This window comes from Pseudomonas sp. UMAB-40, assembly GCF_900095275.1.
GTDB lineage: Bacteria > Pseudomonadota > Gammaproteobacteria > Pseudomonadales > Pseudomonadaceae > Aquipseudomonas > Aquipseudomonas mandelii_B.
This window is the reverse complement of sequence record NZ_LT607552.1, coordinates 310126-335058: the sequence shown is the minus strand read 5'-3', so window position 1 is coordinate 335058 and position 24933 is coordinate 310126. Positions and strand designations below refer to the sequence as shown.

The following is a 24933-nucleotide window of genomic DNA, read 5'->3' as shown; positions in this document are numbered from 1 at the left end:
CTGACGAGCACCGCGTCACACCGGCGCGGCTTCCTCGATCTCAAAAGATTCATCGGACCGGTACTGCCCCGGTGTCATGCCAAACCAGCGGCTACAGGCTTTGTTGAAGCTGCTGTGGTCATGAAAACCAAGGAGATAGGCGACATGCTTCATGTTGAAGTGAGAATGGCGCAGGTAGAAATCGGCCAGTTGTCGGCGTACCGCATTCAGCACGTCCTTGAATTGCGTCCCTTCTTTTTCCAGCGCCCGTTGCAGCGTGCGCTTGCTGATGTTCAACGCTGCTGCGATCGACTCCATGTCGCATTGCCCCTGGCCCTGACTCAGGCGCTCGGTAATCAGCGCGCGAATCCGCCCGACAATGCAAAAACCAAACAGCAGGTCCAGTTGCGCTTCGGCAAAACTGTCATGCAGCACCGCCAGCTTTTCGTTGGCCATGCTCAACGGCCGCAACAGCTCCTGTCCGTCGAACAAAATACTGTCGTAAGGCGCGTCGAATTGCAGATTGGGGCCAAACAGGCGCCGATGCTCGGAGATGTCTTCGGGCTCGGGATAGGTGAATTCAACGCTCAAGGGATGCGGTGCGTCGCCACCCAACAACTTGCGGGAGAAACTCAGCAATGACGCCAGAGCGGAATCGGTGTACTGGCGCGGTTTGACCGAACCATGCTGTTGATGGTCGAGGCTGGACAAGCGGTAATGTTGCTGTTCGGCGGTAAAGAAAAGGCTGAACCCGGTGCCAATCAACGGACTGAAACGGACCAGGCGCTCAAGGGCCTTTTTCAGATTCAGGCTGGACATCATGGTGTAGCCGATGATCTGAAAGCTGCCGGGGTGGAAACTGCCATAGGCCCTCAAGCCAATGTCAGGATCGCCCGAGGCCTCGGCGGCCAGCTCCCATAGTCGATAGATGTTCTTTCGCTCGCAAAACGCACCTGGTTGGTCCGCGAGATCAATGTCTAGTCCAGCCTCCCGGCACAGACTGGCAACATCCAGTCCTTGAGCCGAAAGCGTATTTACCAGCACGCTGGCATAGCCTGAACTCATTCTATACATGGCGTCCTCAATGACCTGTGGAACCGGACATCCTGTCCGGAGCCATGACTGATCTGCGATGAATCAAAATACTAACGGGTGGTTCAGTCGCCAATATTGATCCCAGTATAGGTAATCCTCATTTTTCGCCACTGGTCCCGGCCATTCGTCGCCCCGATGCAACTAAACCGGACATGGCACCTTTGGACACCAGCCCGTCACCTCCCAACACTTCCGCATCCCCCGCCAATACCGAACAATCGCCCATCTTGCAGCGCAAAATACAAAAAGGAACGAAGCTTATGAAGTCGCTTGGTCGTATTGCGTTGGTCACGGGTGGTATGGGTGGGATTGGCACGGCGATCAGCCAGCGCCTGTACAAGGAAGGATTCAAAGTCATCGTCGGTTGCAGCGCTGATTCCGCCCGCAAGAACGACTGGATTGCCGGTCAACTGGCGGCGGGTTATCAGTTCGAATGCATCTACGGCGACATCACCGATTGGGAGTCGACGCGCAAGGCTTTCGAAATGGCGCACGAACAATTCGGCCCGGTCGATGTGCTGGTCAACAACGCAGGCATCACTCGTGATGCCTCCTTTCGCAAGCTGACGCCCGAAGACTGGAACGCGGTGATCGGCACCAACCTGACAGGCCTGTTCAACACCACCAAGCAAGTGATTGAAGGCATGTTGGCCAAGGGTTGGGGACGGGTGATCAATATCTCCTCGATCAACGGTCAGCGCGGCCAGTTCGGCCAGACCAACTACAGCGCGGCCAAGGCCGGCATCCATGGCTTCACCATGGCCCTCGCGCGGGAAGTGTCCGGCAAGGGCGTGACCGTCAACACCGTCTCCCCGGGTTATATCCAGACCAGCATGACCGCGGCCATTCGCCCGGACATCCTCGACACCATGATCGCGGCCACCCCCGTCGGGCGCCTCGGCCAACCCGAAGAAATCGCCTCGATCGTCGCCTGGCTGGCCTCCGATGAGTCGGGCTACAGCACCGGCGCCGACTTCTCGGTGAACGGCGGCATGAACATGCAGTAGACCGATCAGGGCAAGGACGCCCTGCTCCCGCTTGCCAGAATCTTAATGAGGTCACGCATGAACGAAGTCGTAATCGTTGCCGCTACTCGTACCGCCATCGGCAGTTTTCAAGGTGCCTTGTCCGCGATTCCAGCCACTGAGCTGGGTGCCACGTTGATCCGCCGTCTGCTGGAAGAAACCGGCCTGGACGGCGCGCAGATTGATGAAGTGATTCTCGGCCAGGTGCTCACCGCAGGCTCGGGGCAAAACCCGGCACGCCAGACGGCAATCAAGGCCGGCCTGCCCTTCACCACCCCTGCCCTGACCCTGAACAAGGTCTGCGGCTCGGGCCTCAAGGCCGTGCAACTGGCGGTCCAGGCGATCCGCTGCGGCGACGCCGAGCTGGTGATTGCCGGCGGTCAGGAAAACATGAGCCTGGCGCCTTATGTGCTGCCCAAGGCGCGCACCGGTTTGCGTCTGGGTCATGCGCAGTTGCAAGACAGCGTGATTCAGGACGGTTTGTGGGACGCCTTCAACGATTACCACATGGGCATCACCGCTGAGAATCTGGCCAAGCAGTACAGCCTCAGCCGCGAAGATCAGGACGTCTTCGCCGCCGCCTCGCAACAGAAAGCCGCCGCCGCCATCGAAGCGGGCTACTTCAAGGGTCAAATCACCCCGATTCTGATCCCTCAGCGCAAGGGCGATCCGCTGGTGTTCGATACGGATGAGCAACCGCGCCCGGGCAGCACGCTGCAAGCGTTGAGCAACCTTAAACCGGCGTTCCAGAAAGACGGCAGCGTGACCGCCGGCAACTCCTCGACCCTCAACGATGGCGCCGCCGTGTTGCTGCTGGCCAGCGCCTCCACTGCCGAAGCCCTCGGCTTGCCGGTGCTGGCGCGCATCAAGGCCTATGCCAGCGCAGGTGTGGACCCATCGATCATGGGCATCGGCCCGGTCCCGGCCACCCGTCTGGTGCTGGAGAAAGCCGGCTGGAGCCTTAACGATCTCGACCTGATCGAAGCCAACGAAGCGTTCGCCGCGCAATCACTGGCGGTCGGCAAGGAACTGGGTTGGGACACCGCCAAGGTCAACGTCAACGGGGGCGCAATTGCGCTGGGGCATCCGATCGGGGCGTCGGGCGCGCGGATTCTGGTGTCGCTGGTGCACGAACTGATTCGCCGTGACGGCAAAAAAGGCCTGGCCACGTTGTGCATCGGTGGCGGCCAAGGCGTCAGCCTGGTCATCGAACGATAAAAATAAGAAACACAGGACTGCTTGCTTGACTGCTGACGCGGTGCCGAATGGCGGCACCGCGGTTTTTTCTGCCCGGTTTACCGATGTGGGCAAGGAGTTCCATGGACAATAACGCGCACACCTTCAACACTTTCTGGTCAGGCCAGGTCCCGTTCATTGCCTCCTTTGCAGTGCAACAATTACGCCTTTGGGTCAGCACCAATCCATGGTTCACCGGCCAGGAATACGAGGAGTGGTTCGACCTGCCGCGCCCCACCCTGGAAAGCCTGCAAGCCGAGTATCAAACCCAATGGGGTGATCTGGGCCAGCGCCTGCTGACCGGCCAACCGTTTTCCTTTGAAGATCGACGTTTTTCCAGTGGCAACTGGAGCACCCCGCTGTTCGGTTCCCTCGCGGCGTTCTACTTGCTCAACGCCGGTTTTCTGCTGAAGCTGCTCGATAAACTGCCGATCAAAGACAAGAAACCCCGCCAGCGTCTGCTGTACCTGGTGGAGCAAGCGATTGCCGCTGGGGCGCCCAGCAACTTTCTGGCGAGCAACCCCGATGCCTTGCAACGCGTCGTCGACACTCAGGGCGGCAGCCTGTTCACCGGCCTGCTGCACCTGGCCAGCGACCTGCAAGAAGGCAAGATGCGCCAGTGCGACAGCGGCGCTTTCAAGGTCGGCGTCGATCTGGCCAACACCCCCGGCGAAGTGGTGTTCGAGAACGAACTGTTCCAGTTGATTCAGTACTACCCGCAAAGCGAAACCCAGTACCGGCGCCCGGTGTTCATCGTCCCGCCGTCGATCAACAAGTACTACATCCTCGACCTGCGACCGGACAACTCGATGGTTCGCCATCTGCTGCAACAAGGCCACCCGGTGTTCCTGATGTCGTGGCGCAACTTTGATCAGGCGCACGCCGGCACCACCTGGGATGATCTGATCGACACCGGCATCATCAAAGGCCTGCAAGTGACTCGCGAGATCAGCGGCGAGCAACGCCCCAATTGCGTGGGTTTCTGCATCGGCGGCACGCTGTTGAGTTCGGCGCTGGCCGTACTGGCAGCGCGCGGCGACAAGGACATCGCCAGCGTGAGCCTGTTGACTACCTTTCTCGATTACCTCGACACCGGCCCCATCGACATCTTCGTCGACGAACAACTGGTGGCCTACCGCGAGCGCACCATCGGCGGCCAGGAGGGCCCCATCGGCCTGTTCAAGGGCGAGGACATGGGCAACACCTTCTCGCTGCTGCGCCCCAATGATTTGTGGTGGAACTACAACGTCGACAAATACCTCAAGGGCCAGAAGCCGATTCCCCTCGACCTGCTGTTCTGGAACAACGACAGCACCAACCTTCCGGGGCCGATGTACTGCTGGTATCTGCGCCACACCTACCTGCAAAACGACCTGAAATCCGGGGATCTGGACTGTTGCGGAGTCAAACTCGACCTGCGCGCCATCGATGCGCCGGCGTACATCCTCGCCACCCATGACGATCACATCGTGCCGTGGCGCAGCGCTTACGCCAGCACCCAATTGCTCTCCGGGACCAAGCGCTTTGTGCTGGGTGCCTCCGGGCACATCGCCGGGGTGATCAACCCGCCAGCCAGGGAAAAACGCCATTACTGGACCAACAATCGGGTTTCGAAGGAGCCTGACACCTGGTTCATGAATGCCCAGGAGCATGCCGGTAGCTGGTGGAATGACTGGTTCGTCTGGTTGGCAGACCAGTCCGGCGAGCGCCAGCCTTCCGTGCTGCACACCGGCAACGCGCAATACCCGGCGTTGGAGTCGGCGCCTGGGCGGTATGTGATGCAATGAACAACGGCCCCGCGCACTGACCGATAGTGCGCGGGGCCGTTCTTCGCGCGGCCCCGCAAAAACCCAAACACAGCACATCGCTTCAATATTCCCGCCTGAAACTGCGCAACCATGGCCTCCTCACTCACCCGTAAGGATCTCGCCATGGCCATCGCCAAAGCTGTTCCCGGCAAAACCCTGCTGACCCCGACCGACCACACCCTGATCATGATCGATCACCAGTCGCAGATGTCCTTTGCAACCAAGTCGATCGACGCCGTCACCCTGCGCAACAACGCCGCCCTCGTGGCCAAGGCCGCGCGCGGCTTCAAGGTCTCGACCATCCTGACCACTGTTGCCGAGAAGAGCTTTTCCGGGCCGATCTTCGACGAAATCAAGTCGGTGTTCCCGGAACACAACGTCATCGACCGCACCAGCATGAACACCTGGGAAGACGAGCGCATCGCGGTTGAAGTCAACGCCTTCGGCAAACAGAAAATCGTCCTCGCCGGCCTGTGGACCTCGGTGTGCATCGTCGGCCCGGCGCTGTCGGCCATCGACCAGGGTTTCGAGGTCTACGTGATTGCCGACGCCTGTGGCGACGTCAGCACCGAAGCCCATGAAATGGCCATGCAGCGCATGATCCAGATCGGCGCCCGTCCAATGACCTCGCTGCAATACCTGCTCGAACTGCAGCGCGACTGGGCACGTACCGAAACCTATGAAGAAACCGTGAAAACCTCGATTGCCAACGGTGGCTCCTACGGTCTCGGCCTGATCTACGCCAAAACCATGTTCGGTGCCTCGGAAGGCCACTAAGCGCTTTTCCTATAAAAAGCGGGCGACTGCGGACCTTCCGCAGTCGCTGCTGCGTGGTGATTGACCAATGAAGTTTCGCAAGCAAGTTCTCCCCTTTTGGTTGTCGATGCTATTCGCCGGAACAGCCCTGGCTGATGAAGCCGCACCAGGGTTTCTGGACGGCGCAAACCTTGAAGTGCTCAGCCGAAACTTCTACCTCAACAGCGACTACCGGTCCCCTTCGCCGACAGGCAAAAGCTATAAAGCCGAGTGGGCTCAAGGCTTTATCAGCGCTTTTGAATCTGGATTCACACCCGGCACGCTCGGCTTTGGCCTCGACGCCCACGCCTTTCTGGGACTGAAGCTGGATGGCGGCAAGGGACATTCCGGGACCGGATTGTTGCCCGTGAATGATGACAGCCGTAGCGAAGGCAACTATTCCAGTGGCGGTGGCGCGCTGAAAATCAGAGCCTCCCGAACCACCTTGGCCTTCGGCGAAATGATGGTGGAAACCCCGGTGTTCGACACCGCGGACAAACGCCTGCAACCGGAATACGCCACAGGTTTTCTGTTGAACAGCCGCGAAATCGATGACGTGAATCTGCTGGCCGGGCATTTCACCGCATTCAAAAACCAGGACAGTTCTTCGAGCAAAGGCAACTTCTACGGCTACGGCGCCAACACCGAAGCCGGCGGCATTACGTTTCTGGGCGCTGACTTGTTCACTCAACGCCCCGTCGGCGGCGCGCTCTATGCCTCAGAACTCACCGACACTTGGCATCAGTACTACGCCAACTTGCACCTGAAGCAGCCCGGGGTGTTCCTCGACGCCAATCTCTACCACACGCAAGACACCGGCAAAGCGCTGGCCGGTCCCATCGACAACACCGCGTTCAGCCTGTCGGGCAAGTACACCGTCGATGCCCACGCCTTCACCCTGGCCTATCAAAAAATTAATGGCGATACGCCGTTCGATTTTGTCGGCGGCGACTCGATCTACCTCGCCAACTCGATCAAGTACGCCGACTTCAACGGTGCCCACGAGCGCTCATGGCAGGCGCGTTACGACCTCGATTTTGGCACCTTCGGGATTCCCGGCCTGAAATTCATGACGCGTTACGTCCTGGGCAGCCAGATCGACGGCACCCATGCACCCAAGGGCGGCGCCTACAATCCGTTTGATGCGTCCGTCGGCGAATATGTGCCACAACAAGGCGATGGCGGCCGGCATTGGGAGCGCGACATCGACCTGCACTACATCGTGCAGTCGGGGGCGGCCAAGGGGTTATCGCTGCAACTGTCCCATGTCTCGCATCGGGCCAATGCGGCGCAGGCCGGCGATGATATTGACCGGGTTTATGTGGTCATCCAGTACCCGCTGAGCTTCGGGCCTCTCTGAAGGGGAAATGGCGGAAGGCAGCCGGAGTCGAACCTGCCCGGGAACGGATGCCGTCCCCAACCGGGTTTGAAGCCCGGCCGCGCCACCGGGCGCGATTGCCTTCCTTGAAGTCAGTTTCCTGATGGCTGGGCCAAGGCATTGTCGAGGCGCAAATGGCGCTTGTCGCCAAAACGTCGGGTCAGGCCCAGCCGGTCGAAGTATTCGAGGATCTGGATGCTGCGCTTGCGCCCCAGGCCCACGGCATCGCGAAACGCCGTGACCTGAATCACCGGGTTCTGCGCGGCCAGTTGCACAAGCATAGCCGCCAATCGGCGGATGACTGCGTCGGTGTAAAACAGGTCGCGGACGACTTGATGCACCAGCCCCAGCCTCGCCATTTTGCGCAGCAACAAGCGCACCGTCGCTTCGTCATGGCCGAGGTCGCGCACCCACGGTGCATTGAATCCGGCCTGTTCGAACAACGGTTGCAGTTGTTGCCACAACGCTTCGTCCTCTTCACTCAAGCGCACCTGATGCTCGGGCAAGTGCAGCCACGGCCCGCTGGCCAGCATGGCGCCGCTGGTGAGTAATTCGTCGACCAGGCTGATGAAAGTCGGCCGATCCAAAGATGTCCCGGCGAAACGCCGCAGGCGATCCCGGTCGGGTCCCATCTGGTCCGGCTCGAGTTGGTGAAAGCGTGCCAGATGCTCCAACAACGACGTTTTCAGGGACTCCCAACGGTCAGCGCTGAACAACAACGGTCCTTGGCGTGTATCGATCAAACGCACATCGGCGGGCAGGACCCAAGTGTCACGCGGCCGGTTGAACTGACGCTCCAGGCGTTGCGGGTCGAGCCCGGTTTCGCTGTTGCGCAATAACGCAGGCAGCACGTCTTCCAGATCATTGCGGGTCCCGAGTGCCTGAAGCTGCGCCAATCGCTCGGGACTGCGACGGTGTCGGGTCGGCGCAAACGGGTCGAGCACCCGGCCACCGCCGAGGGTCCGTTGGGCGCTCTGGTCACGCAGAATCAAAGGATCGCCCTTCACCGCCTGCACCGGCGCATTCAGCAGGATCTGCGCGAACATCCGCTCACCCGGCGCAACACTGGCACCTTCCAGCAGCGCCACTCGCCCCGTGACATCCTGCGTCCCCAAGTGAACATGCACCGCTTGAAAATGCTCGAACGCCTTGGCTTCGCTGGCCAGCAACCGCATGTCGATGTCCAGGCGCTGGGTCGGTGCGTAAAGCCACTCTGACACCAGCCAGTGGCCACGGTGAATCTGCTCCAGTGCCAAGCGCTCGGCACTCAGGTTCAGCGCCACTCGCTGACCCGCCACCCCAATCTCTGCGGCCTGGTTTTGCGCATGCAAGCCGCGCACGCGCACGGGTTTGCCCAACGGACCGAGCATCAGCGTATCGCCCACGGCAACCTGCCCGGACAGCGCCGTGCCGGTCACCACAATGCCGGCGCCGGCCACGCTGAACGCACGATCGATCGCCAAACGAAAACCGCCACGGGTGCTGCGTTGCAGCACATCACGCTGCGCATCCAGCAAGGCCAGACGCAACGTCTCGATACCCTCCCCGGTCACGCTCGACAGCGCAATCTGCGGTGCGCTTGCATACGGCCCGGGCGCGAGCAAGCTTTCGATTTGTTCGCGCGCGGCCTGCACGCGGGCCGGATCGACCCGGTCGCATTTACTGATCACCACCAGGGCCCGAGGGATGCCCAGCAGTTCGACGATTGCCAGATGTTCGCGGGTCTGGGGCATGACGCCGTCATCCGCGGCGACCACCAGCAACACCAGATCGATGCCCTGGGCCCCGGCGAGCATGTTGTGGGTGAAGCGTTCATGACCGGGTACGTCGATAAACCCGGTCAGTGCTGCGCCCGGTTCCAGCGCGGCGTAGAGATAGCCGAGGTCGATGGTCATGCCGCGTTCACGTTCTTCGCGCCGACGGTCGCCGGCCTGGCCGGTCAAGGCCTGGAGCAACGTCGTCTTGCCGTGGTCGATGTGCCCGGCGGTGCCGACGATCACCCCGGCACCTGCAATTGATCGAGTTGCGCCAGCCACGCGGTTTCGTCATCCAGTTGGCGCAAATCCAGCCACAGCGCGTCGTCGTCAATTCGGCCCAGCACTGGAATGGTCAGCTGACGGAGCGCTGCCTCCAGTCCGAGCAATTGCCGGCCACGCAGACGCTTACTGACAAGCGGCCTGAGGCACAACGCCGCGCTTGGCAGGCGCGCCACCGGTTGGCTGCCGCTGCCGATCATCCCCAGCGCCGCCACCGCGCTGACGCTCCAGCCATCGCCCACGGCCTGCGCCAATGACGGTTGCAGGCGTTCGGCTTGCAACAGAATGTCGGCCTGCGGTCGGGTCAGCAGGCGCAGGCTCGGCAGTCGTTCGGCCAGTCGATCGGGATTGCGGTACAGACCCAACACCGCTTCCAACGCCGCCAATGTCAGCTTGTCGACCCGCAACGCCCGCTTGAGCGGGTTCTTTTTGATCTTCGCGATCAACTCTTTACGGCCGACGATCAACCCGGCCTGGGGACCGCCGAGTAACTTGTCGCCGCTGAAAGTGACGATGTCCGCGCCATCGATCAATGCCTGGCGCACCGTGGGTTCGGCGGGCAAACCCCAACGGGTCAGGTCCAGCAAACTGCCGCTGCCAAGGTCTTCGAGCAGTGGCAGCCCGTGCTTGTGCGCCAGCTCAGCCAACTCGGCCGTCGGCACTCGGGCGGTGAAGCCTTCAATGGCGTAATTGCTCGCATGCACCCGCATCAGCAGACCACTGCGCGGGCCAATCGCCGCCTCGTAATCCCGGGCATGGGTGCGGTTGGTGGTGCCGACTTCGTGCAGCCGGACCCCGGCACGGGCCATGATGTCGGGAATGCGAAACGCGCCACCAATTTCGATCAGCTCGCCCCGGGAGATGATCCCTTCCCTGCGCGCGCCCAGGCTGTTGAGCGTCAGCAGCACGGCGGCGGCATTGTTGTTGACCACGGTCACAGCTTCGGCGCCGGTCAGTTCGCGGATCAGGCCTTCGATCAGGTCGTCACGGTCGCCGCGTTTGCCGCTTTGCAGGTCGAATTCAAGATTGAGCGGATAGCGAGCGGCCATTTGCACCGCTTCGATGGCTTCTTCGGGCAACAAGGCGCGGCCGAGATTGGTGTGAAGCACCGTGCCGGTCAGATTGAACACTCGGCGCACATGGCTGCGATGCTGGAGGGCCAGGCGCTCGCCCGCTCTGCCAGCCAAGACTTCGGGGGTGATTTCAACGGCGTCGAGCTGGCTTGACAGTACCGGTTCGCGCAGGTCATCCAGCAACTGCCGCAGGCTGGCCAGCAGCGCGTCACGCCCAAAGCGCTCGGCCAATGGCAGGCACGCCGGATGGCGCAGCAAACTGTCGATGGAAGGCAGCCGCAAGGCTGGGCTGGCGGATCTGGCAGGCATCAGGCGCTCCCGCAAACGTTGACTGTCGTGCCTGAGTGTAGCCGTTGTGCTTAATCGCCTCCCGGAGCGAGCAGAAGATTCGGTGCCGGGCGCAAGTAACCTTCCTGTTCCAGACGCATGTCCAGCATCAGGCTGGTCAGGTCGGTCGAGAGCGCTTCGGCCTCGGCGTCGTTTTCCAGGTACAGCAGTTTCAGGTAGCTGTGGCAGCCGGGGCAGGTTTCGGCGCGCAACGGCGCCTGATTGGCGGCATGGCGGTCGTCATCGAGGCTGACGTATTCCAGGCCTTTGCTTTGTTCGCAATACACGCATTTGACCCGCACCACATGCCATTCGCAGGCGCACAACGAACACACCAGATAACGCAATCCGTTGTGTTTGCCGCGATGGCGAATGACCCCGGCCATGGCCGGTGAACCACAGGCCGGGCATTGGTTGAGGCTGTCGCCAGGTTTCAGCGCAAGGTCCGGGGTGTTCAGCAGCCAGTGACTGAAGGCGGCTTGCAACGCCGCGCCGAGAAACGGCACCAGCGCTGCCGGCAGCATCGAATACTGGCCGCTGACCAAGGCGATCGCCCAGGCTTTGCGTTGCCCGCTATTGGCATTGCGCAAGGTCGCGACCGCTTTGTCGACGGCCGAGTCTGGCGGTGGCGAGTACCGCTGCAACACCGCATCGAGATACGGCAACCAGGCGTCCTCGCGCACCAGGCTGTCGGCGGCGAACGGTGGCAAACCGTGTTGCTGGCACATTCGCAGGCGCTCGGGATCGAGCGGGGCCGTTTCAGGCGGATCGTCCAACAGGTGTTGCTGAACGCGGCACAGGTCGACCACCAGTTTCAGGTAATCGACCAGTGGGTGCCCGTCCGCCAGTTTTTCCAGGCGCAGCGCCCGCAACGCGAACAGGTTGTTCGGTGGCAGGTGCAGGAACGGCGGTGAACCCGCCGCCGCTTCGATCTCTCCAGGCTCAAGAATGGTCGCCAAGGGGTCATCCTTTTTTGCGGATCGGGTGATCAGGGTTTTCGTCCCGGGTCACTTCCCGAAACCAGAGTTCATGGTGCTTCTTCGCCCAGGCGCGGCTGACCCAGCCATGCACCATGGCGCTGACCGAACCCTTGATCCAGAGGCCGGCATAGATGTGAACGATGATGCTCAACACCAGCACAAAACCGGCCAAGGCATGCAGCAGCATCGCCCAGCGAATCGAGGTGATGCCGAAGTACGCGCTGAAATACGCACGCCAGATCACCAGACCGCTGAACAGCAACACCAGCATGCACAACAACAAGGTCCAGAACAGCAGCTTCTGCCCCGGGTTGTACTTGCCGATCGGTGGCACGCCCTCCTCCTCATTGCGGATCACCCGCCCAACGCGCCGGAGCCACAACCGATCATTGCTGATAAAGAAATTCGCCCGAAAGAACTGGATGACCAGGCCGAGGAACAAAACAAACATCACCACGCCCATGAACGGGTGCAGGATGCGCGTCCACGGCCCGCCGCCGAACAGGTGGCTGAGCCAGAACAGCGCCGGATGAAACAGCGCCAAGCCAGACAGGGCGGCCATGAAAAACAGGATCGCCACCAGCCAGTGATTGGTGCGCTGGTTCGCGGTGTAGCGCAGGATCTGTCTGCGGATCATGGTCTGTCCTCCCCGCGCGGATCAAAGGTGTGCACCGACGGATCGACTTCATGCACGGCCGGATCCTTGAGCGGCGGCAATTCATCCTCCTCGACCAACTGCGGTCCGACGCGTACGTAATGGAAGAACCCGGCCAGCACCGCCAGACCCATGGCCAACAATCCCAAGGGCTTGCTCACGCCCTTCCACAGTTCCACCAGCGGGCTGATTGTCGGGCTGCCCGGCAAACCGGCGTAGAGCGTCGGCGTGTCCGCGTGATGCAGCACATACATGACGTGCGTACCGCCCACGCCGTCGGGGTCGTACAGGCCGGCGTGATCGAAGCCACGGCTTTTCAGGTCGACGATGCGTTCGGCGGCGTGTTCCTTCATGTCTTCCTTGCTGCCGAACACAATGGCCCCGGTCGGGCAGGTTTTCACGCAGGCCGGTTCCAGCCCCACTTCCACCCGGTCCGAACACAAGGTGCATTTATAGGCCTTGTGATCCTTTTGCGAGATCCGCGGAATGTTGAACGGGCACCCGGTGATGCAATAGCCGCAACCGATGCAATGGTCCTGATCGAAATCGACGATGCCATTGGCGTGCTTGATGATCGCCCCTGGGCTTGGGCACGCTGCCAGGCAACCGGGCTCGGCGCAGTGCATGCAGCCGTCCTTGCGGATCAGCCATTCCAGGTTGCCGGCATCGGTTTCATGCTCGGTGAAGCGCATCAGGGTCCAGGTGTCTGCGCTGAGGTCTTGAGGGTTGTCGTAGGTGCCGAGGTTGTGGCCGACGTCGTCGCGCAACTCGTTCCATTCCGAGCAGGCGACCTGGCAGGCCTTGCAACCGATGCACTTGGTGGTGTCGATCAGCTTGGCCACTTCCTCCTGGTTGCGCACCGAGGACGGCACGGTGGTGGTGGCCGAACGGGCAATGATGTCTTGGCTGGCCATTTAGACTTTCTCCACGTTGACCAGGAATGACTTGGATTCCGGGGTCTGTGTGTTGCCATCGCCGAGGAACGGCACCAGGGTGTTGGTCAGGTAACCGTGGCGCGTGAGGCCGGTAAAGCCCCAGTGCAACGGGATGCCGATCTGGTGCACCACCTGATTGTTGACCTGCAGCGGACGAATCCGCTTGGTCACCACCGCCACCGCTTCGATGTGCCCGCGCTTGGAACTGACGCGGACCCGGTCGCCGGCGACAATGCCTTTCTCCTTGGCCAGCACTTCACCGATCTCGACGAATTGCTCGGGTTGGGCAATTGCGTTGAGCTTGCAATGCTTGCTCCAGAAGTGGAAATGCTCGGTCAGCCGGTAGCTTGTCGCCGCATACGGATAGTCTTTGGCCACGCCGAGGGAATCCCACACCGAATCGAAGATCCGTGCCGCCGGGTTGCTGGTGGCTTTTTTGTTTTCCGGGTGCAGCGGGTTGATGCCGATCGGGGTCTCGAACGGCTCGTAGTGCTCGGGGAATGGGCCCTCGTTCATCTTGTCGACGGCGAAGAACCGCGCGATGCCTTCGGGGTTCATGATGAACGGGTTCATCCCGGCTTCCGGCGGCGAGTCGGCCTTGAAGTCCGGCACATCGGTGCCGCCCCAGGCTTTACCGTTCCACCATACAAGGCGCTTTTTCTCATCCCAAGGCTTGCCTTGCGGGTCGGCCGAAGCACGGTTGTAAAGAATCCGCCGGTTGGCCGGCCAGGCCCAGGCCCAGCCCTGATGTTGATGCATGCCGTAGGGGTCGCTGTTGTCGCGCCGGGCCATTTGATTGCCCGTCTCGGTCCAGCTGCCGCAGAAAATCCAGCAGCCGGAGGCCGTACTGCCATCGTCCTTGAGTTGGCCAAAACCGGCGAGTTGCGCATTGCCCTTGATCGTCGCGCCAGTGGCGTCGGTAAAATCGGCAATGGCATAGCCGTTGATTTCCCGCGCCAGTTCTTCCGGCGAGGGTTCGTCGGCGATCTTGTACGGCCAGGACAGTTTGAGGATCGGGTCGGGATAAGCCCCGCCCTTGGCTTGATAGCGCTGGCGCAGGCGCAGGAACAGCTCGCTCATGATTTGCACGTCGGTGCGCGCTTCACCCGGTCCGTCGGCGCCTTTCCAGTGCCACTGCAGCCAGCGGCTGCTGTTGACCAGCGAACCGTCTTCCTCGGCGAAACAGGTGGTGGGCAGGCGAATGACTTCGGTCTGGATACCGGCGGTATCCACATCGTTGTACGGCCCGACATGGCGCCAGAACTCCGAGGTTTCGGTGGACAGCGGGTCCATCACCACCAGCCATTTCAATTTCGCCAGTGCCGCCATCACGCGGTTTTTGTCGGGGAGCGCCGCGATGGGGTTGAAGCCCTGGCACAGGTAACCGTTAACCTTGCCCTGGCCCATCAGGTCGAACACTTTGAGGATGTCGTAGTTGGGAATGTCCAGTTTCGGCAAATAATCGTAAGCCCAGTTGTTCTCGAGCGTGGCGTTGTCGCGGTACCAGGCTTTCATAAGGCTGACGTGGAATTTGCTGTAGTTCTGCCAGTAGGACAGCTGCCCGGGACGCAGCGGCATTTGCGTGCGCTTGGTGATGTAGGCGGTGTAATCCTGCTCGGCGTCGCCCGGCAGGGTCAGGTAGCCCGGCAGCGAGTTGGACAGCAAGCCGAGGTCAGTCAGGCCCTGGATGTTGGAGTGCCCGCGCAAGGCATTGACGCCCCCGCCCGGCATGCCGACGTTGCCCAACAGCAGTTGCACCATCGCCGCGCTGCGGATGATTTGCGAGCCGATCGAGTGCTGCGTCCAGCCCAGCGCGTAGAGAATCGTCATGGTCTTGCCCGGTTGCGAGCACGTGGCGATTTCTTCCCAGATCTTCTGCATGGCATCGACCGGCATGCCGCAAATCTGGCTGGCCAGTTCGATGTTGTAGCGGCTGTAATGCTGCTTCATTAACTGGTAGACGCAGTGCGGGTCTTGCAGGCTCGGGTCGGTTTTGACGAAACCGTCCTCGCCCAACTCGTAGCCCCAGCCGGATTTGTCGGTATACGCCCGTTTGGCGGCGTCGTAACCGCTGAAGATGCCGTCCTCGAAGCCATACCCCGCTTTGACGATAAACGACACGTCTGTGTAGTTGCGCACGTATTCGTGCTGGATCTTGTCCTCGGTCAGCAAGTAATTGATCAGCCCGCCCATGAAGGCGATGTCGGTGCCGGTGCGAATCGGCGCGTAATAGTCGGCCACCGAGGCGGTCCGGGTAAAACGCGGATCGACCACGATCAGCCGCGCCTTGTTGTGCGCCTTGGCTTCGGTCACCCATTTGAAACCGCACGGGTGCGCCTCTGCTGCGTTGCCGCCCATCACCAGGATCAGATTCGCGTTGGCGATATCGGTCCAGTGATTGGTCATGGCACCACGGCCGTACGTCGGGGCAAGACTTGCCACCGTCGGGCCGTGTCAGACACGCGCCTGGTTATCAAACCCCAGCATGCCGAGACTGCGAACGACCTTGTGGGTGATGTAACCCGCTTCATTGGACGCCGCCGAGGCCGCGAGGAAACCGGTGGTCAGCCAGCGGTTCACCGTTTGGCCCTTTTCATTCTTCTCGATGAAGTTGGCATCGCGGTCGGCCTTCATCAGGTCGGCGACGCGGTCCAGCGCTTCATCCCAGGAGATGCGCGTCCATTCGGTGCTGCCGGGCTTGCGCACCTGCGGGTATTGCAGGCGCCCGGGGCTGTGAATGAAGTCCAGCAGGCCCGCGCCTTTGGGGCACAGGGTGCCGCGGTTCACCGGGTGGTCGGCATCGCCTTCGATGTGAATAATGCTTTGCGCGACGTTCTTGGCGGTATCACCCTGACTGTACATGATCAACCCGCAGCCGACCGAACAATACGGGCAGGTGTTGCGGGTTTCATGGGTGTGGGCGAGTTTGAAATGGCGTACCTGCTCGGCGAAGGCAGGCGCAGGGAGCATGCCCAGCGCGCCGAGGCTCGAGCCCGCAAGGCCGATACCGGCGACCTTGAAGAACTGACGACGGTTGAGGTCCATCGTGCACTCCTGATCAGGTGGAGACCCGGTACTTTTGCCGGGTTTTTCTGGACGATCACGGTGGCGGCAGCGTGGCTACCGACACCTGAAACTCTAGACAATGGGAGAACTGACTGCCTGAAAACCGACCATCGGGCAGTGCCGGCGTATTGGACATCACACGGAACCTGTGGGAGCGGGCTTGCCCGCGATAGCGTCGGCACAGCCGGCATCAATGTTGACGGACCCGCCGCCATCGCGGGCAAGCCCGCTCCCACAGGGATTTGTGGTGGTCGGACTATTACCGTCTCGCTCCCGCAAGGCTTGGCGATTATCATGGGCGCCATATTCAACCGGCCTTTATGAGACTGAGCATGACCTTCGATTTTGATCAGGTGTTCGACCGCCACGACACCGGCAGTACCAAGTGGAGCCGCTACCCGGCCGACGTGTTGCCGATGTGGGTTGCCGACATGGACTTCGCCGCACCGCCGGTCATCCTTGAAGCCCTGCGTAAACGCCTGGAACACCCGATGGTCGGCTACAGCGTGCCTCAGGATGATCTGCGCGCCGCCATCGTGGCCGACCTCTGGAACAAATACGCCTGGCGCGTATTGCCGGAGGAACTGATCTTCCTGCCGGGCGTGGAGTCGGGTTTCAACATGGCGCTGAAAGCGCTGGTCGAGCCGCAACAGAACGTCGTGGTTCAGGTGCCGAACTACCCGCCGCTGCGTCATGCGCCAGGTCATTGGGGCTTGAACAAGGTTGAGCTGGAGTTCGACGCGTTGGCTGACGGCACGTATGACACGCCGCTCACAGCCTTGAGCCAGGCGCTGACCGGCGGCGGCGCGCTGTTGCTGAGCAATCCGCATAACCCGTTGGGCAAGGTTTTCCCACGGGAAGAACTGCAAGCGCTGGCCGACATTTGCCTGGAACACAACGCGTGGATCATCTCCGACGAAATCCACGCTGAGCTGTGCTTTGACGGCCGCGTGCACATTCCAACGGCGTCGCTCAGCCCGCAGATCGCCAAGCGCACCATCACCCTGATGTCGGCGAGCAAGGCTTACAACATCGCGGGTCTGAAAACTTCCTTCATGATTATTCAAGACTCGGCGGTGCGTGCGCGGGTCAATCATGCCCGTTGCGGCATGGTCGACAGCGTCAACCCGCTGGGCATGGAAGCGACGCGTGTGGCCTACAGCGAAGGCGGCCCATGGCTGGCCGGGTTAAAGGCGTACCTGCAAGGTAATCGGGATTATCTGGTGGAAGCGGTTCGCACGCGCTTGCCGGGTGTCACGATGAACATCCCGCAGGGGACGTATCTGGCATGGCTCGATTGCTCGGCGCTGGGGCTGGACAATCCGCAACAGTTCTTCCTCGACCAGGCCAAGGTCGGCCTCAGCCCCGGCCTCGATTTCGGCGACAACAACCGCCAGTTCGTGCGCCTGAACTTCGGCTGCCCACGGGCATTGCTCGAAGAAGGTTTGGCGCGCATGGAGCGCAGCTTGCTCAACCTCAAGGCCTGACAACACAACAAATCCCCCTGTAGGAGCAAGCTTCGCTCCTACAAGGGATTTGCGTGGATTCGGGGTTTTGTGCACCCACCTGAATCCAACCGAACTCAAGGCAAAACACCAGGGTCAACCCTTTGAATCCTGTGCCCCGAGATCGGAGATTTGCCATGACTGACTATCCAAGACCACCCTTCCCCACACAAGGCCAGCCCGTCCCCGGTTCCCAACAGAAAATGGACCCGTACCCTGACTGTGGCGAACAAAGCTACAAAGGCTCGGGCCGGCTCGACGGCAAGATCGCCCTGATCACCGGGGCCGACAGCGGCATCGGCCGTGCGGTCGCCATCGCCTTCGCCCGTGAAGGGGCCGACGTTGCGATCGCCTACCTCAATGAACATGAAGACGCGCAGGAAACCGCACGCTGGGTCGAACAGGCCGGACGCCAATGCGTGCTGCTGCCCGGCGACATCGCGCAGAAAGCGCAATGCCAGGCCCTGGTGGACAAGACCGTCGAACGCTTCGGGCGGATTGATATTCTGGTCAACAACGCGGCCTTCCAGATGACGCACGAAAACTTCGAAGACATCCCGGACGAAGAATGGGTGATGACCTTCGACGTGAACATCACGGCGATGTTCAGGATCTGCCAGGCCGCGCTGAAGCACATGAAGGCCGGCAGTTCGATCATCAACACCAGTTCGGTCAACTCGGACATGCCCAAACCCACCCTCCTCGCCTACGCCACGACCAAGGGCGCGATCGCCAACTTCACCGGCGGCCTGGCGCAGTTGCTCGGGCCGAAAAACATTCGGGTGAACAGCGTGGCACCGGGGCCGATCTGGACGCCGCTGATTGTCTCGACCATGCCCGATGAAGAGGTGCAGAACTTCGGGGCGCAAACTCCGCTCGGCCGGCCCGGACAACCGGTGGAAGTGGCGCCGATTTACGTGCTGCTGGCGTCGGACGAAGCCAGTTACATCACGGGCCAGCGCTATGGCGTGACCGGCGGTAAACCGATGTTATGACCACTCCCCTGTAGCGGCTGCCCTGTGGCGAGGGGGGGCTTGCCCCCGTTCGGCTGCGCAGCAGTCGCAAACCCGGCGCGCACGATTTACCTGAAACACCGTGGTTGAATGGTTTTACGACTGCTGCGCAGCCGAACGCAGCCTCGCGTTGCTCGGCAGCTGCTACATGTCCCTCGGTGGACTCGCGAAAAAATGAACGCCCGGCAAATCTCCCCCCTCAATACATTTAGGCCCCCCATCACGGGCCGTTCGAGGAGGTCTCATGTCCGCACCTCTCGTCAAACGATTCTGGGGCGTCGGGCTTCTGGTATTGGTGACTATTCTGGTAGAGATGATTCTGCTGTGGTTCAACGTACTGACGCCTGAATACCTGCGCGCGACGGTCGGTTGATCCAAATAGACCAACAAACGCGGTCCACCCCCAGCGAGAACCGAGCATGAGTTTCATTTTATGGGTGGCCGTATTGGGTGCCGTACTCCTGACCCTGGCGCTGACGTCGTCCTACCTGCGATGGATGCCGGTAACCACGTCGGCGGTGTGCCTGGTGCTGGGTGCCGTCATCGGGCCGGCAGGATTCGGGCTGTTGAAACTGGACACCGCTGACGCTTCGATCTGGATGGAGCACCTGACGGAAGTCGCGGTGCTCTTTTCGCTGTTTGTCTGCGGCCTGAAATTGCGCTCGCCGCTCAAGCATAAAAACTGGCGGATTGCGGTCGGTCTGGCTGGCCCGGTGATGCTGCTGACCATTGTCGGCGTCTGCTTGTTGCTGCATTACGCATTGCAATTGTCATGGGGCGCGTCAGTGCTGATCGCATCGATCCTGGCGCCTACCGATCCGGTGCTCGCCGCCCTGGTCCAGGTCAACGACGCGCGGGATGACGACAGCGTGCGGTTCGGCCTTTCCGGTGAAGCCGGGCTCAATGACGGGATCGCGTTTCCGTTCGTGATCCTTGGCTTGCTCCTGCTGCAACACGAGGGCAATCCCGGCTGGTTGGGCGACTGGGTGCTGCGCAGTCTGATCTGGGCGGTTCCAGCCGGTTTGTTGACGGGTTACTGGATGGGACGCGGCATCGGCCGCCTGACCTTGGCGCTGCGGATCAAGAACGATGACAGCACGCTGTCTCCGAACGATTACCTGGCGCTCGCCTTGATTGCCCTGGCGTATGTCGGGGCCGAGTCTATCCACGCCTATGGGTTTTTGTCGGTGTTCGCCGCGGGCCTGGGGTTACGCCAGGAAGAAGTCAACTCAACGGGCAACGACGAGCTCCCTGCCGAGCATTTGGTCCAGCCCGTTGTCGGTCACCAGAACGTCGAACCGCAACACGCGGTGCATGGCGATACCGACAACCTTGAAGACACCCAGGTCGCCGCCGGCATCATGATGGGAGACATGCTTGCCTTTGGCAGCCTCGTGGAGCGGGCCATGGAAGTGTTTCTGGTGACACTGCTCGGCGTCGTGCTGATCGCTCACTGGGACTGGCGCGCTCTGCTGGTTGGTGGGGTGTTGTTTTGCCTGATTCGCCCTTTGAGTGTCGCCGTGATGCCGTGGGGACGGCTGCTCGATTGGCGCCAACGAATGTTGATCGGCTGGTTCGGCATACGTGGCATCGGCAGTCTGTATTACTTGTTCTACGCCTTGAATCACGGGCTGGGTCAGTCGGTGTCGGCGCTGTGTATGGACCTGACCTTGTCCGTGGTCGCCTTGAGCATTCTGATCCACGGCATCAGCACGCAACCCACCCTCGCCCGCTATGAACGGCGTAAGAAACAGGTTATTTGATTTTTTGCCTGCGTGTTTACGGGTGGATCGAACGAGTTTTCGCTTTTAAAAATTTGAAATCCCTGTGCAACCCGATAGTCACAACCTTAATTCCGCCTGTTTTTCTGCACGGCGGGACCCGACAGGTTCGGTTCCACTGTGGCAACGATGCCGTTTAAAAGGGACCTCAAGCAAATTAAGGTGCCGGTCATGATTCACTGTTCAACCCCCGATCAAATCAAAGCCTGCCGGGCGTTCGCCCTGGAATGTAATCGCCAGATGTTCGAAGAAGCCCAGTCGCTGAGCCGCTGTGCCTATGAAATGCTCGAGGTCGGCGATATGGACCTGGAACGATTTGACCGCTATCAGGCGATGCGCAGGAAGGCTGATCTGAAGTTTCAGGAGGCGATTGAGCATCTGCGCTTGCTCAATGCGGATTTCCCGCCGATCCCGATGTCCGTGAACAACTCCCATAGGTTGCGCCAGCAGCTTGAAGACCGGGCTTGCCCCTGAAAAACCCTGCTATCAGCCTTAACGCAATCTGTGTAGCAGCTGGCTTCGCGAGCTGCTACACAAATCGAATCTGATCGACGGTAACACACCGAAAATTCACATTTCACGACGGAAAACTTCGTGCCGCGAACTGCATGAGTCAATTTCCAGACTCATGCAGCCTGCACGACCTCACTTCGCCATCAGCGATCTCAACGTGTTGTTTTATATAGCGTTACCGAAAGCGTCAAAGTAGGCACGACAAATGCTCCAGGTCCATGAGCGACCTACGGCCATGAGACCGTTTGCGCCCACCCCGTGACTATTTGAGAGATTCGACCATGAACGCCATCGACCTGTTGAAAGCCGACCATGAACGCGTAAAAGGCATCCTGACCCAGTTGAGCGAGTCCACCGAGCGCGGTGTCAAAAAACGCACCGAGCTGCTGGCCAAACTTGAAATGGAGATTGCCATCCATACCCGACTTGAAGAGGAAGTCTTGTACCCAGCGTACAAAAAGGCCGGAGGCAAGGAACAGGACGTCATGTACTACGAAGCCAAGGAAGAACACCGCACCGTGGATTCTCTGGTGCTGCCGGACCTGAAAGTCACCGACCCTTCCACCCCGGAATTCGCGGGTCGGGTGAAAGTGGTCAAGGAGCTGCTGGAACACCACATTGAAGAAGAGGAAACGGAAATGTTCCCTCAGGCGAAAAAGCTGCTCGGCAAAGCCACCCTGGAAGAGTTGGGTGCGCAGATGGAAACGCTTAAGGCTCAGTACAAGAAAGAAATGAGCGCGTCCAATCTGGCGGCTTGATTTGGATGCTGATGCAAGAAAGCCCGGCGTTTGCCGGGCTTTTCAGTCTGCGATTCAACCGCCGGGGTTGGTCACCTGGATGAAAACCGCATAACTGCCCAGCAACACCCAGAACGTCGCGAAGATCCACGGCGTGCGCACGGAAAACAGCAGCGATTTGCGGTACCCCTTGTGGGACGATTCCATCTCACTGAACAGCGGTGATTCATCGTAAGCCAGCCCCATCAATGGCTCGCTGCGCAATAGCTCACTCTGCTTGAAGTGCCAATGATCGATGATGTCGTAGGCCGCACGAATACCCGGCCAGGCGTTCAACGAACTGAGCAGCCCCAACAGCGCGAGGAACGGCGGCACCACCAGGGTGAAGAGTTTTCCCCATTCGGGATTGAGGTTGGACATGCAGGAAGCAAAGGCAATCACCAGGAATGACTGCGCGGCCAGGTAAGCGTCGGTTCGATTGGCGAGGATGCTGGTTTCGTACTGGATTTCCCGACGATAGAAATCCAGGCGCTCCTTGGGCGAGCCGAACATCTTGGCGTTGTGTTCGGACAAGGCTTCTTCGGCGGTAGGTTCGGTCAGTATTCTGGGCACGGGAATGACATGTAGGCTGGGAAAGCGTTATGACGAAACCTGCCCCGACAAAGTTCAGACGGATTTAATGCACCTCGCTCGAACGCCACTTCGCCGACGTGGTCCTTCAAATACACAGGCTGATTTAGAGGACGGCGGATGGACGCTCTCGATTGGGTGCAATGGCCGGCGATGCTGATCACGGTGCTGGCGGCGTGGTTGATCGGCTCACAAACCTCATCGCGCAGGGTGTGGGGCTTCAGCTGCTTTATCATCAGCAACCTCTTGTGGGTGATCTGGGGTTACCACACCCACGCCTATGCGTTGATCGTGTTGCAGTTTTGCCTGTGTGCAATGAACTTGCGCGGCTTCAAGAAGAACGCCAATGGCTGAGCGTAACGCGGGTCACTTCATGGCCTGGGCAATGACCTCCACCAGATTGAGTTGGGTATACGGTTTGGACAAGCGCGGGAGTGCGGTCGCGAAGCCTTCAAGGCGCTCGGCATAACCGGTGGCGAGAATGATCGGCACGTCCGGCTTCAACGTCCGAATGGCCTGCGCCAATTGCGCGCCATTCATTTGCGGCATGGCCATGTCGGTAATGACCAGGTCAATGTTCTGCTCGTGTTCGAACAGCTCAAGCGCTTGTGCACCGGACACCGCACTGATCACCCGGTGTCCGAGGTCCTCAAGCAACAGGCCGGTACTGGTCAACACCAGGCTGTCATCGTCCACCACCATTACGCACAATTGATCCACTGGCGGTGCTTCCACTTCTGCTGCAGCGGGTTGGTTGAGTGCAGCCGTCGTGGCAGCGGGTATCCACAATTCGGCGACCGTGCCGATGTCTTTCTGGCTCTTGAGAACGAATCGCCCGCCCAATTGTTCGATAAAGCCATGGATCATCGACAACCCCAGCCCTGTGCCTTTGCCTACGCCTTTTGTGGTGAAGAACGGGTCCATGGCCGAGGCCAGGGTGGCCTCATCCATGCCCTCTCCCGTATCGGCGACGCTCAGGCACACATAGCGGCCGGGTTCCAGCAATAACGTTGATTGATCGGGGATTTCTTCTGCCCGGGTGCCGATGACGATTTTGCCGCCGTTGGGCATGGCATCCCGGGCATTGGTGGCGAGGTTCAGCACGGCCAGTTCGAGTTGATTGACATCGGCCATGACCGGAACGAGGTCGGGGGAAAAGCGTGTTTCGAGCTGCACGGAAGGCCCGAGGGAGCTGCGCAACAGGCCGCTGATCCCTTCCACCAACGCAGGAATCTCGACGGATTCGGACTTGAGTTCCTGACGTCTGGCGAACGCCAGCATGCGCTGAGTCAGGGACACACCACGCAGGGCACCTTGGGTGGCGTTGTCCACCAATCGAGTGACTTTCGGGTTGTCTCCCACGCGTTTGCGCACGATTTCCAGGTTGCCAAGGATAACGGTCAGAAGATTATTGAAATCGTGGGCGATCCCGCCACTGAGTTGACCGATGGCCTGCATCTTCTGCGCCTGGAACAACGCTTCACGGGTTTGCTCCAGAACCTTCTGTGCTTGTGTGGCCTCGGTGATGTCCCGGGTGATTTTGGCAAAGCCCAGCAACGTGCCCGTCTCCCCCCAGATCGGATCGACCACGACATGGGCAAAGAACCGCGTACCGTCCTTGCGCACGCGCCAGGCCTTGTTTTCGAAGCGTCCCTCTCGTGTCGCCGTCTCCAACGCGCGCTGCGGTTCCCCGGCTTCACGGTCTTCGGGGGTGTAGAAGATCGAAAAGTGCTGGCCAATGACCTCTTCGGGCCGGTAGCCCTTGATGCGCTGGGCGCCTTGATTCCAGTTGGTCAGGCGTCCGTCCGGGGCGAGCATATAGATGGCGTAGTCAGTGACGCTTTGAACCAGTAGCCGAAACTGCTGCTCGCTTTGCTTGAGGGTCTCTTCGGCCATTTTGCGGTCGGTGAGGTCCCGGGTGATCTTGGCGAAGCCCAGCAGCTTGCCGGTCGGATCGATAATCGGATCGATCACCACATGACACCAGAAGTGCGTGCCGTCCTTGCGAACCCGCCAGCCTTCGCCCTCGAAACGACCTTCGCGGATCGCCGTGTCCAGTGCACGCTGGGGCAGACCGATAGAGCGATCTTCTTCGGTATAAAAACGCGAAAAATGCTGACCGAGGATCTCCGCCTCCTCATACCCCTTGAAACGTTTGGCGCCAGCGTTCCAGCTGGAGATGATGCCATCGGGGTCAATCATGTAGATCGCATAGTCCACCACGGCATCAATCAGCAGGCGAAAGCGCATTTCCTCGATGGAGTTGGTTTTGGACTGGTTATCACTCATCGATCACACCCGTGATTATTGTTTTGTGGAGTATGCGACAAACCGTGGCTTTGGTGAGCCAGAAAACAATCATGTAC

The 24933-nt window shown here is 60.4% G+C and carries 21 protein-coding genes and 1 tRNA gene; 12 read left to right on the top strand and 10 right to left on the bottom strand.

Going from position 1 to position 24933, the window contains the following annotated elements:
* Positions 1-15: 15 nt before the first annotated feature.
* The gene (locus tag K0F88_RS04160; protein WP_094467463.1) at positions 16-1053 is read right to left on the bottom strand and encodes an AraC family transcriptional regulator; all 1038 of its coding nucleotides are present in this window, start codon (positions 1051-1053) and stop codon (positions 16-18) included.
* A gap of 281 nt (positions 1054-1334) precedes the next feature.
* Here K0F88_RS04160 and phbB point away from each other — a divergent pair, with 281 nt between their 5' ends.
* The 5 genes from phbB (at position 1335) to K0F88_RS04135 (ending at position 7298) form a co-directional block, all read left to right on the top strand.
* Complete coding sequence (phbB, locus tag K0F88_RS04155; RefSeq protein WP_094467462.1) at positions 1335-2081, top strand: acetoacetyl-CoA reductase; 747 nt, start codon at positions 1335-1337, stop codon at positions 2079-2081.
* Positions 2082-2138: 57 nt separating this feature from the next.
* A complete protein-coding gene (locus K0F88_RS04150; protein ID WP_094467461.1) occupies positions 2139-3317 on the top strand; it encodes an acetyl-CoA C-acetyltransferase in 1179 nt (392 codons plus the stop codon).
* Between the two features lie 101 nt (positions 3318-3418).
* Complete coding sequence (gene phaC / locus K0F88_RS04145) at positions 3419-5122, top strand: class I poly(R)-hydroxyalkanoic acid synthase (protein ID WP_094467460.1); 1704 nt, start codon at positions 3419-3421, stop codon at positions 5120-5122.
* A gap of 144 nt (positions 5123-5266) precedes the next feature.
* The gene (locus tag K0F88_RS04140; RefSeq protein WP_094467459.1) at positions 5267-5920 is read left to right on the top strand and encodes a hydrolase; all 654 of its coding nucleotides are present in this window, start codon (positions 5267-5269) and stop codon (positions 5918-5920) included.
* A gap of 67 nt (positions 5921-5987) precedes the next feature.
* Positions 5988-7298, top strand: a complete 1311-nt coding sequence (locus K0F88_RS04135; RefSeq protein ID WP_094467458.1) for an OprD family porin — start codon at positions 5988-5990, stop codon at positions 7296-7298.
* 8 nt (positions 7299-7306) lie between these two features.
* On the opposite strand, the gene K0F88_RS04130 is transcribed toward K0F88_RS04135, so the two are convergent.
* From K0F88_RS04130 to fdnG, 7 genes are all read right to left on the bottom strand, one after another.
* Positions 7307-7402, bottom strand: a tRNA-Sec gene (locus K0F88_RS04130).
* Between the two features lie 6 nt (positions 7403-7408).
* The gene (selB, locus tag K0F88_RS04125; protein ID WP_094467457.1) at positions 7409-9316 is read right to left on the bottom strand and encodes a selenocysteine-specific translation elongation factor; all 1908 of its coding nucleotides are present in this window, start codon (positions 9314-9316) and stop codon (positions 7409-7411) included.
* Positions 9313-10734: an L-seryl-tRNA(Sec) selenium transferase gene (gene selA, locus K0F88_RS04120; RefSeq protein WP_094467456.1), complete on the bottom strand. Its 1422-nt coding sequence runs from the start codon at positions 10732-10734 to the stop codon at positions 9313-9315. The genes selB and selA overlap by 4 nt, the downstream gene beginning before the upstream one ends.
* A 50-nt stretch (positions 10735-10784) precedes the next feature.
* A complete protein-coding gene (gene fdhE, locus K0F88_RS04115; protein WP_094467455.1) occupies positions 10785-11711 on the bottom strand; it encodes a formate dehydrogenase accessory protein FdhE in 927 nt (308 codons plus the stop codon).
* Between the two features lie 4 nt (positions 11712-11715).
* Entirely contained in the window at positions 11716-12369 is a 654-nt protein-coding gene (locus K0F88_RS04110; protein WP_094467454.1) for a formate dehydrogenase subunit gamma, read from the bottom strand.
* A complete protein-coding gene (gene fdxH, locus K0F88_RS04105; protein ID WP_094467453.1) occupies positions 12366-13301 on the bottom strand; it encodes a formate dehydrogenase subunit beta in 936 nt (311 codons plus the stop codon). Before fdxH ends, K0F88_RS04110 begins: the two co-directional genes overlap by 4 nt.
* On the bottom strand, positions 13302-16367 hold the full coding sequence (gene fdnG / locus K0F88_RS04100; RefSeq protein WP_141213415.1) for a formate dehydrogenase-N subunit alpha: 3066 nt from the start codon (positions 16365-16367) through the stop codon (positions 13302-13304).
* 353 nt (positions 16368-16720) lie between these two features.
* On the opposite strand from fdnG, the gene K0F88_RS04095 reads away from it, so the two are divergent.
* From K0F88_RS04095 to K0F88_RS04075, 6 genes are all read left to right on the top strand, one after another.
* Positions 16721-17875, top strand: coding sequence for a MalY/PatB family protein (locus K0F88_RS04095; protein ID WP_094467450.1), 1155 nt, complete (start codon positions 16721-16723; stop codon positions 17873-17875).
* Positions 17876-18030: 155 nt separating this feature from the next.
* Complete coding sequence (locus K0F88_RS04090; protein WP_094467449.1) at positions 18031-18888, top strand: SDR family oxidoreductase; 858 nt, start codon at positions 18031-18033, stop codon at positions 18886-18888.
* A gap of 262 nt (positions 18889-19150) precedes the next feature.
* Complete coding sequence (locus K0F88_RS32230) at positions 19151-19279, top strand: hypothetical protein (RefSeq protein WP_257605188.1); 129 nt, start codon at positions 19151-19153, stop codon at positions 19277-19279.
* Positions 19280-19325: 46 nt separating this feature from the next.
* The gene (locus tag K0F88_RS04085; RefSeq protein ID WP_094467448.1) at positions 19326-20669 is read left to right on the top strand and encodes a sodium:proton antiporter; all 1344 of its coding nucleotides are present in this window, start codon (positions 19326-19328) and stop codon (positions 20667-20669) included.
* A 189-nt stretch (positions 20670-20858) separates the two neighbouring features.
* Positions 20859-21161 (top strand): hypothetical protein, encoded by a 303-nt coding sequence (locus K0F88_RS04080; RefSeq protein WP_094467465.1) that lies wholly within the window; start codon positions 20859-20861, stop codon positions 21159-21161.
* Positions 21162-21481: 320 nt separating this feature from the next.
* A complete protein-coding gene (locus K0F88_RS04075; RefSeq protein WP_094467447.1) occupies positions 21482-21958 on the top strand; it encodes a hemerythrin domain-containing protein in 477 nt (158 codons plus the stop codon).
* Between the two features lie 54 nt (positions 21959-22012).
* Here the strand turns inward: K0F88_RS04075 and K0F88_RS04070 are convergent, their stop codons facing one another.
* Positions 22013-22549 carry a hypothetical protein gene (locus K0F88_RS04070; protein WP_219094136.1) on the bottom strand — a complete coding sequence of 179 codons (537 nt, stop codon included), beginning with the start codon at positions 22547-22549 and terminating at the stop codon, positions 22013-22015.
* Positions 22550-22687: 138 nt separating this feature from the next.
* Here K0F88_RS04070 and K0F88_RS04065 point away from each other — a divergent pair, with 138 nt between their 5' ends.
* On the top strand, positions 22688-22921 hold the full coding sequence (locus K0F88_RS04065) for a hypothetical protein (protein ID WP_094467445.1): 234 nt from the start codon (positions 22688-22690) through the stop codon (positions 22919-22921).
* 12 nt (positions 22922-22933) lie between these two features.
* Here K0F88_RS04065 and K0F88_RS04060 read toward each other — a convergent pair whose 3' ends face one another.
* Positions 22934-24856, bottom strand: coding sequence for a PAS domain-containing sensor histidine kinase (locus tag K0F88_RS04060; RefSeq protein WP_094467444.1), 1923 nt, complete (start codon positions 24854-24856; stop codon positions 22934-22936).
* Between the last annotated feature and the right edge of the window lie 77 nt (positions 24857-24933).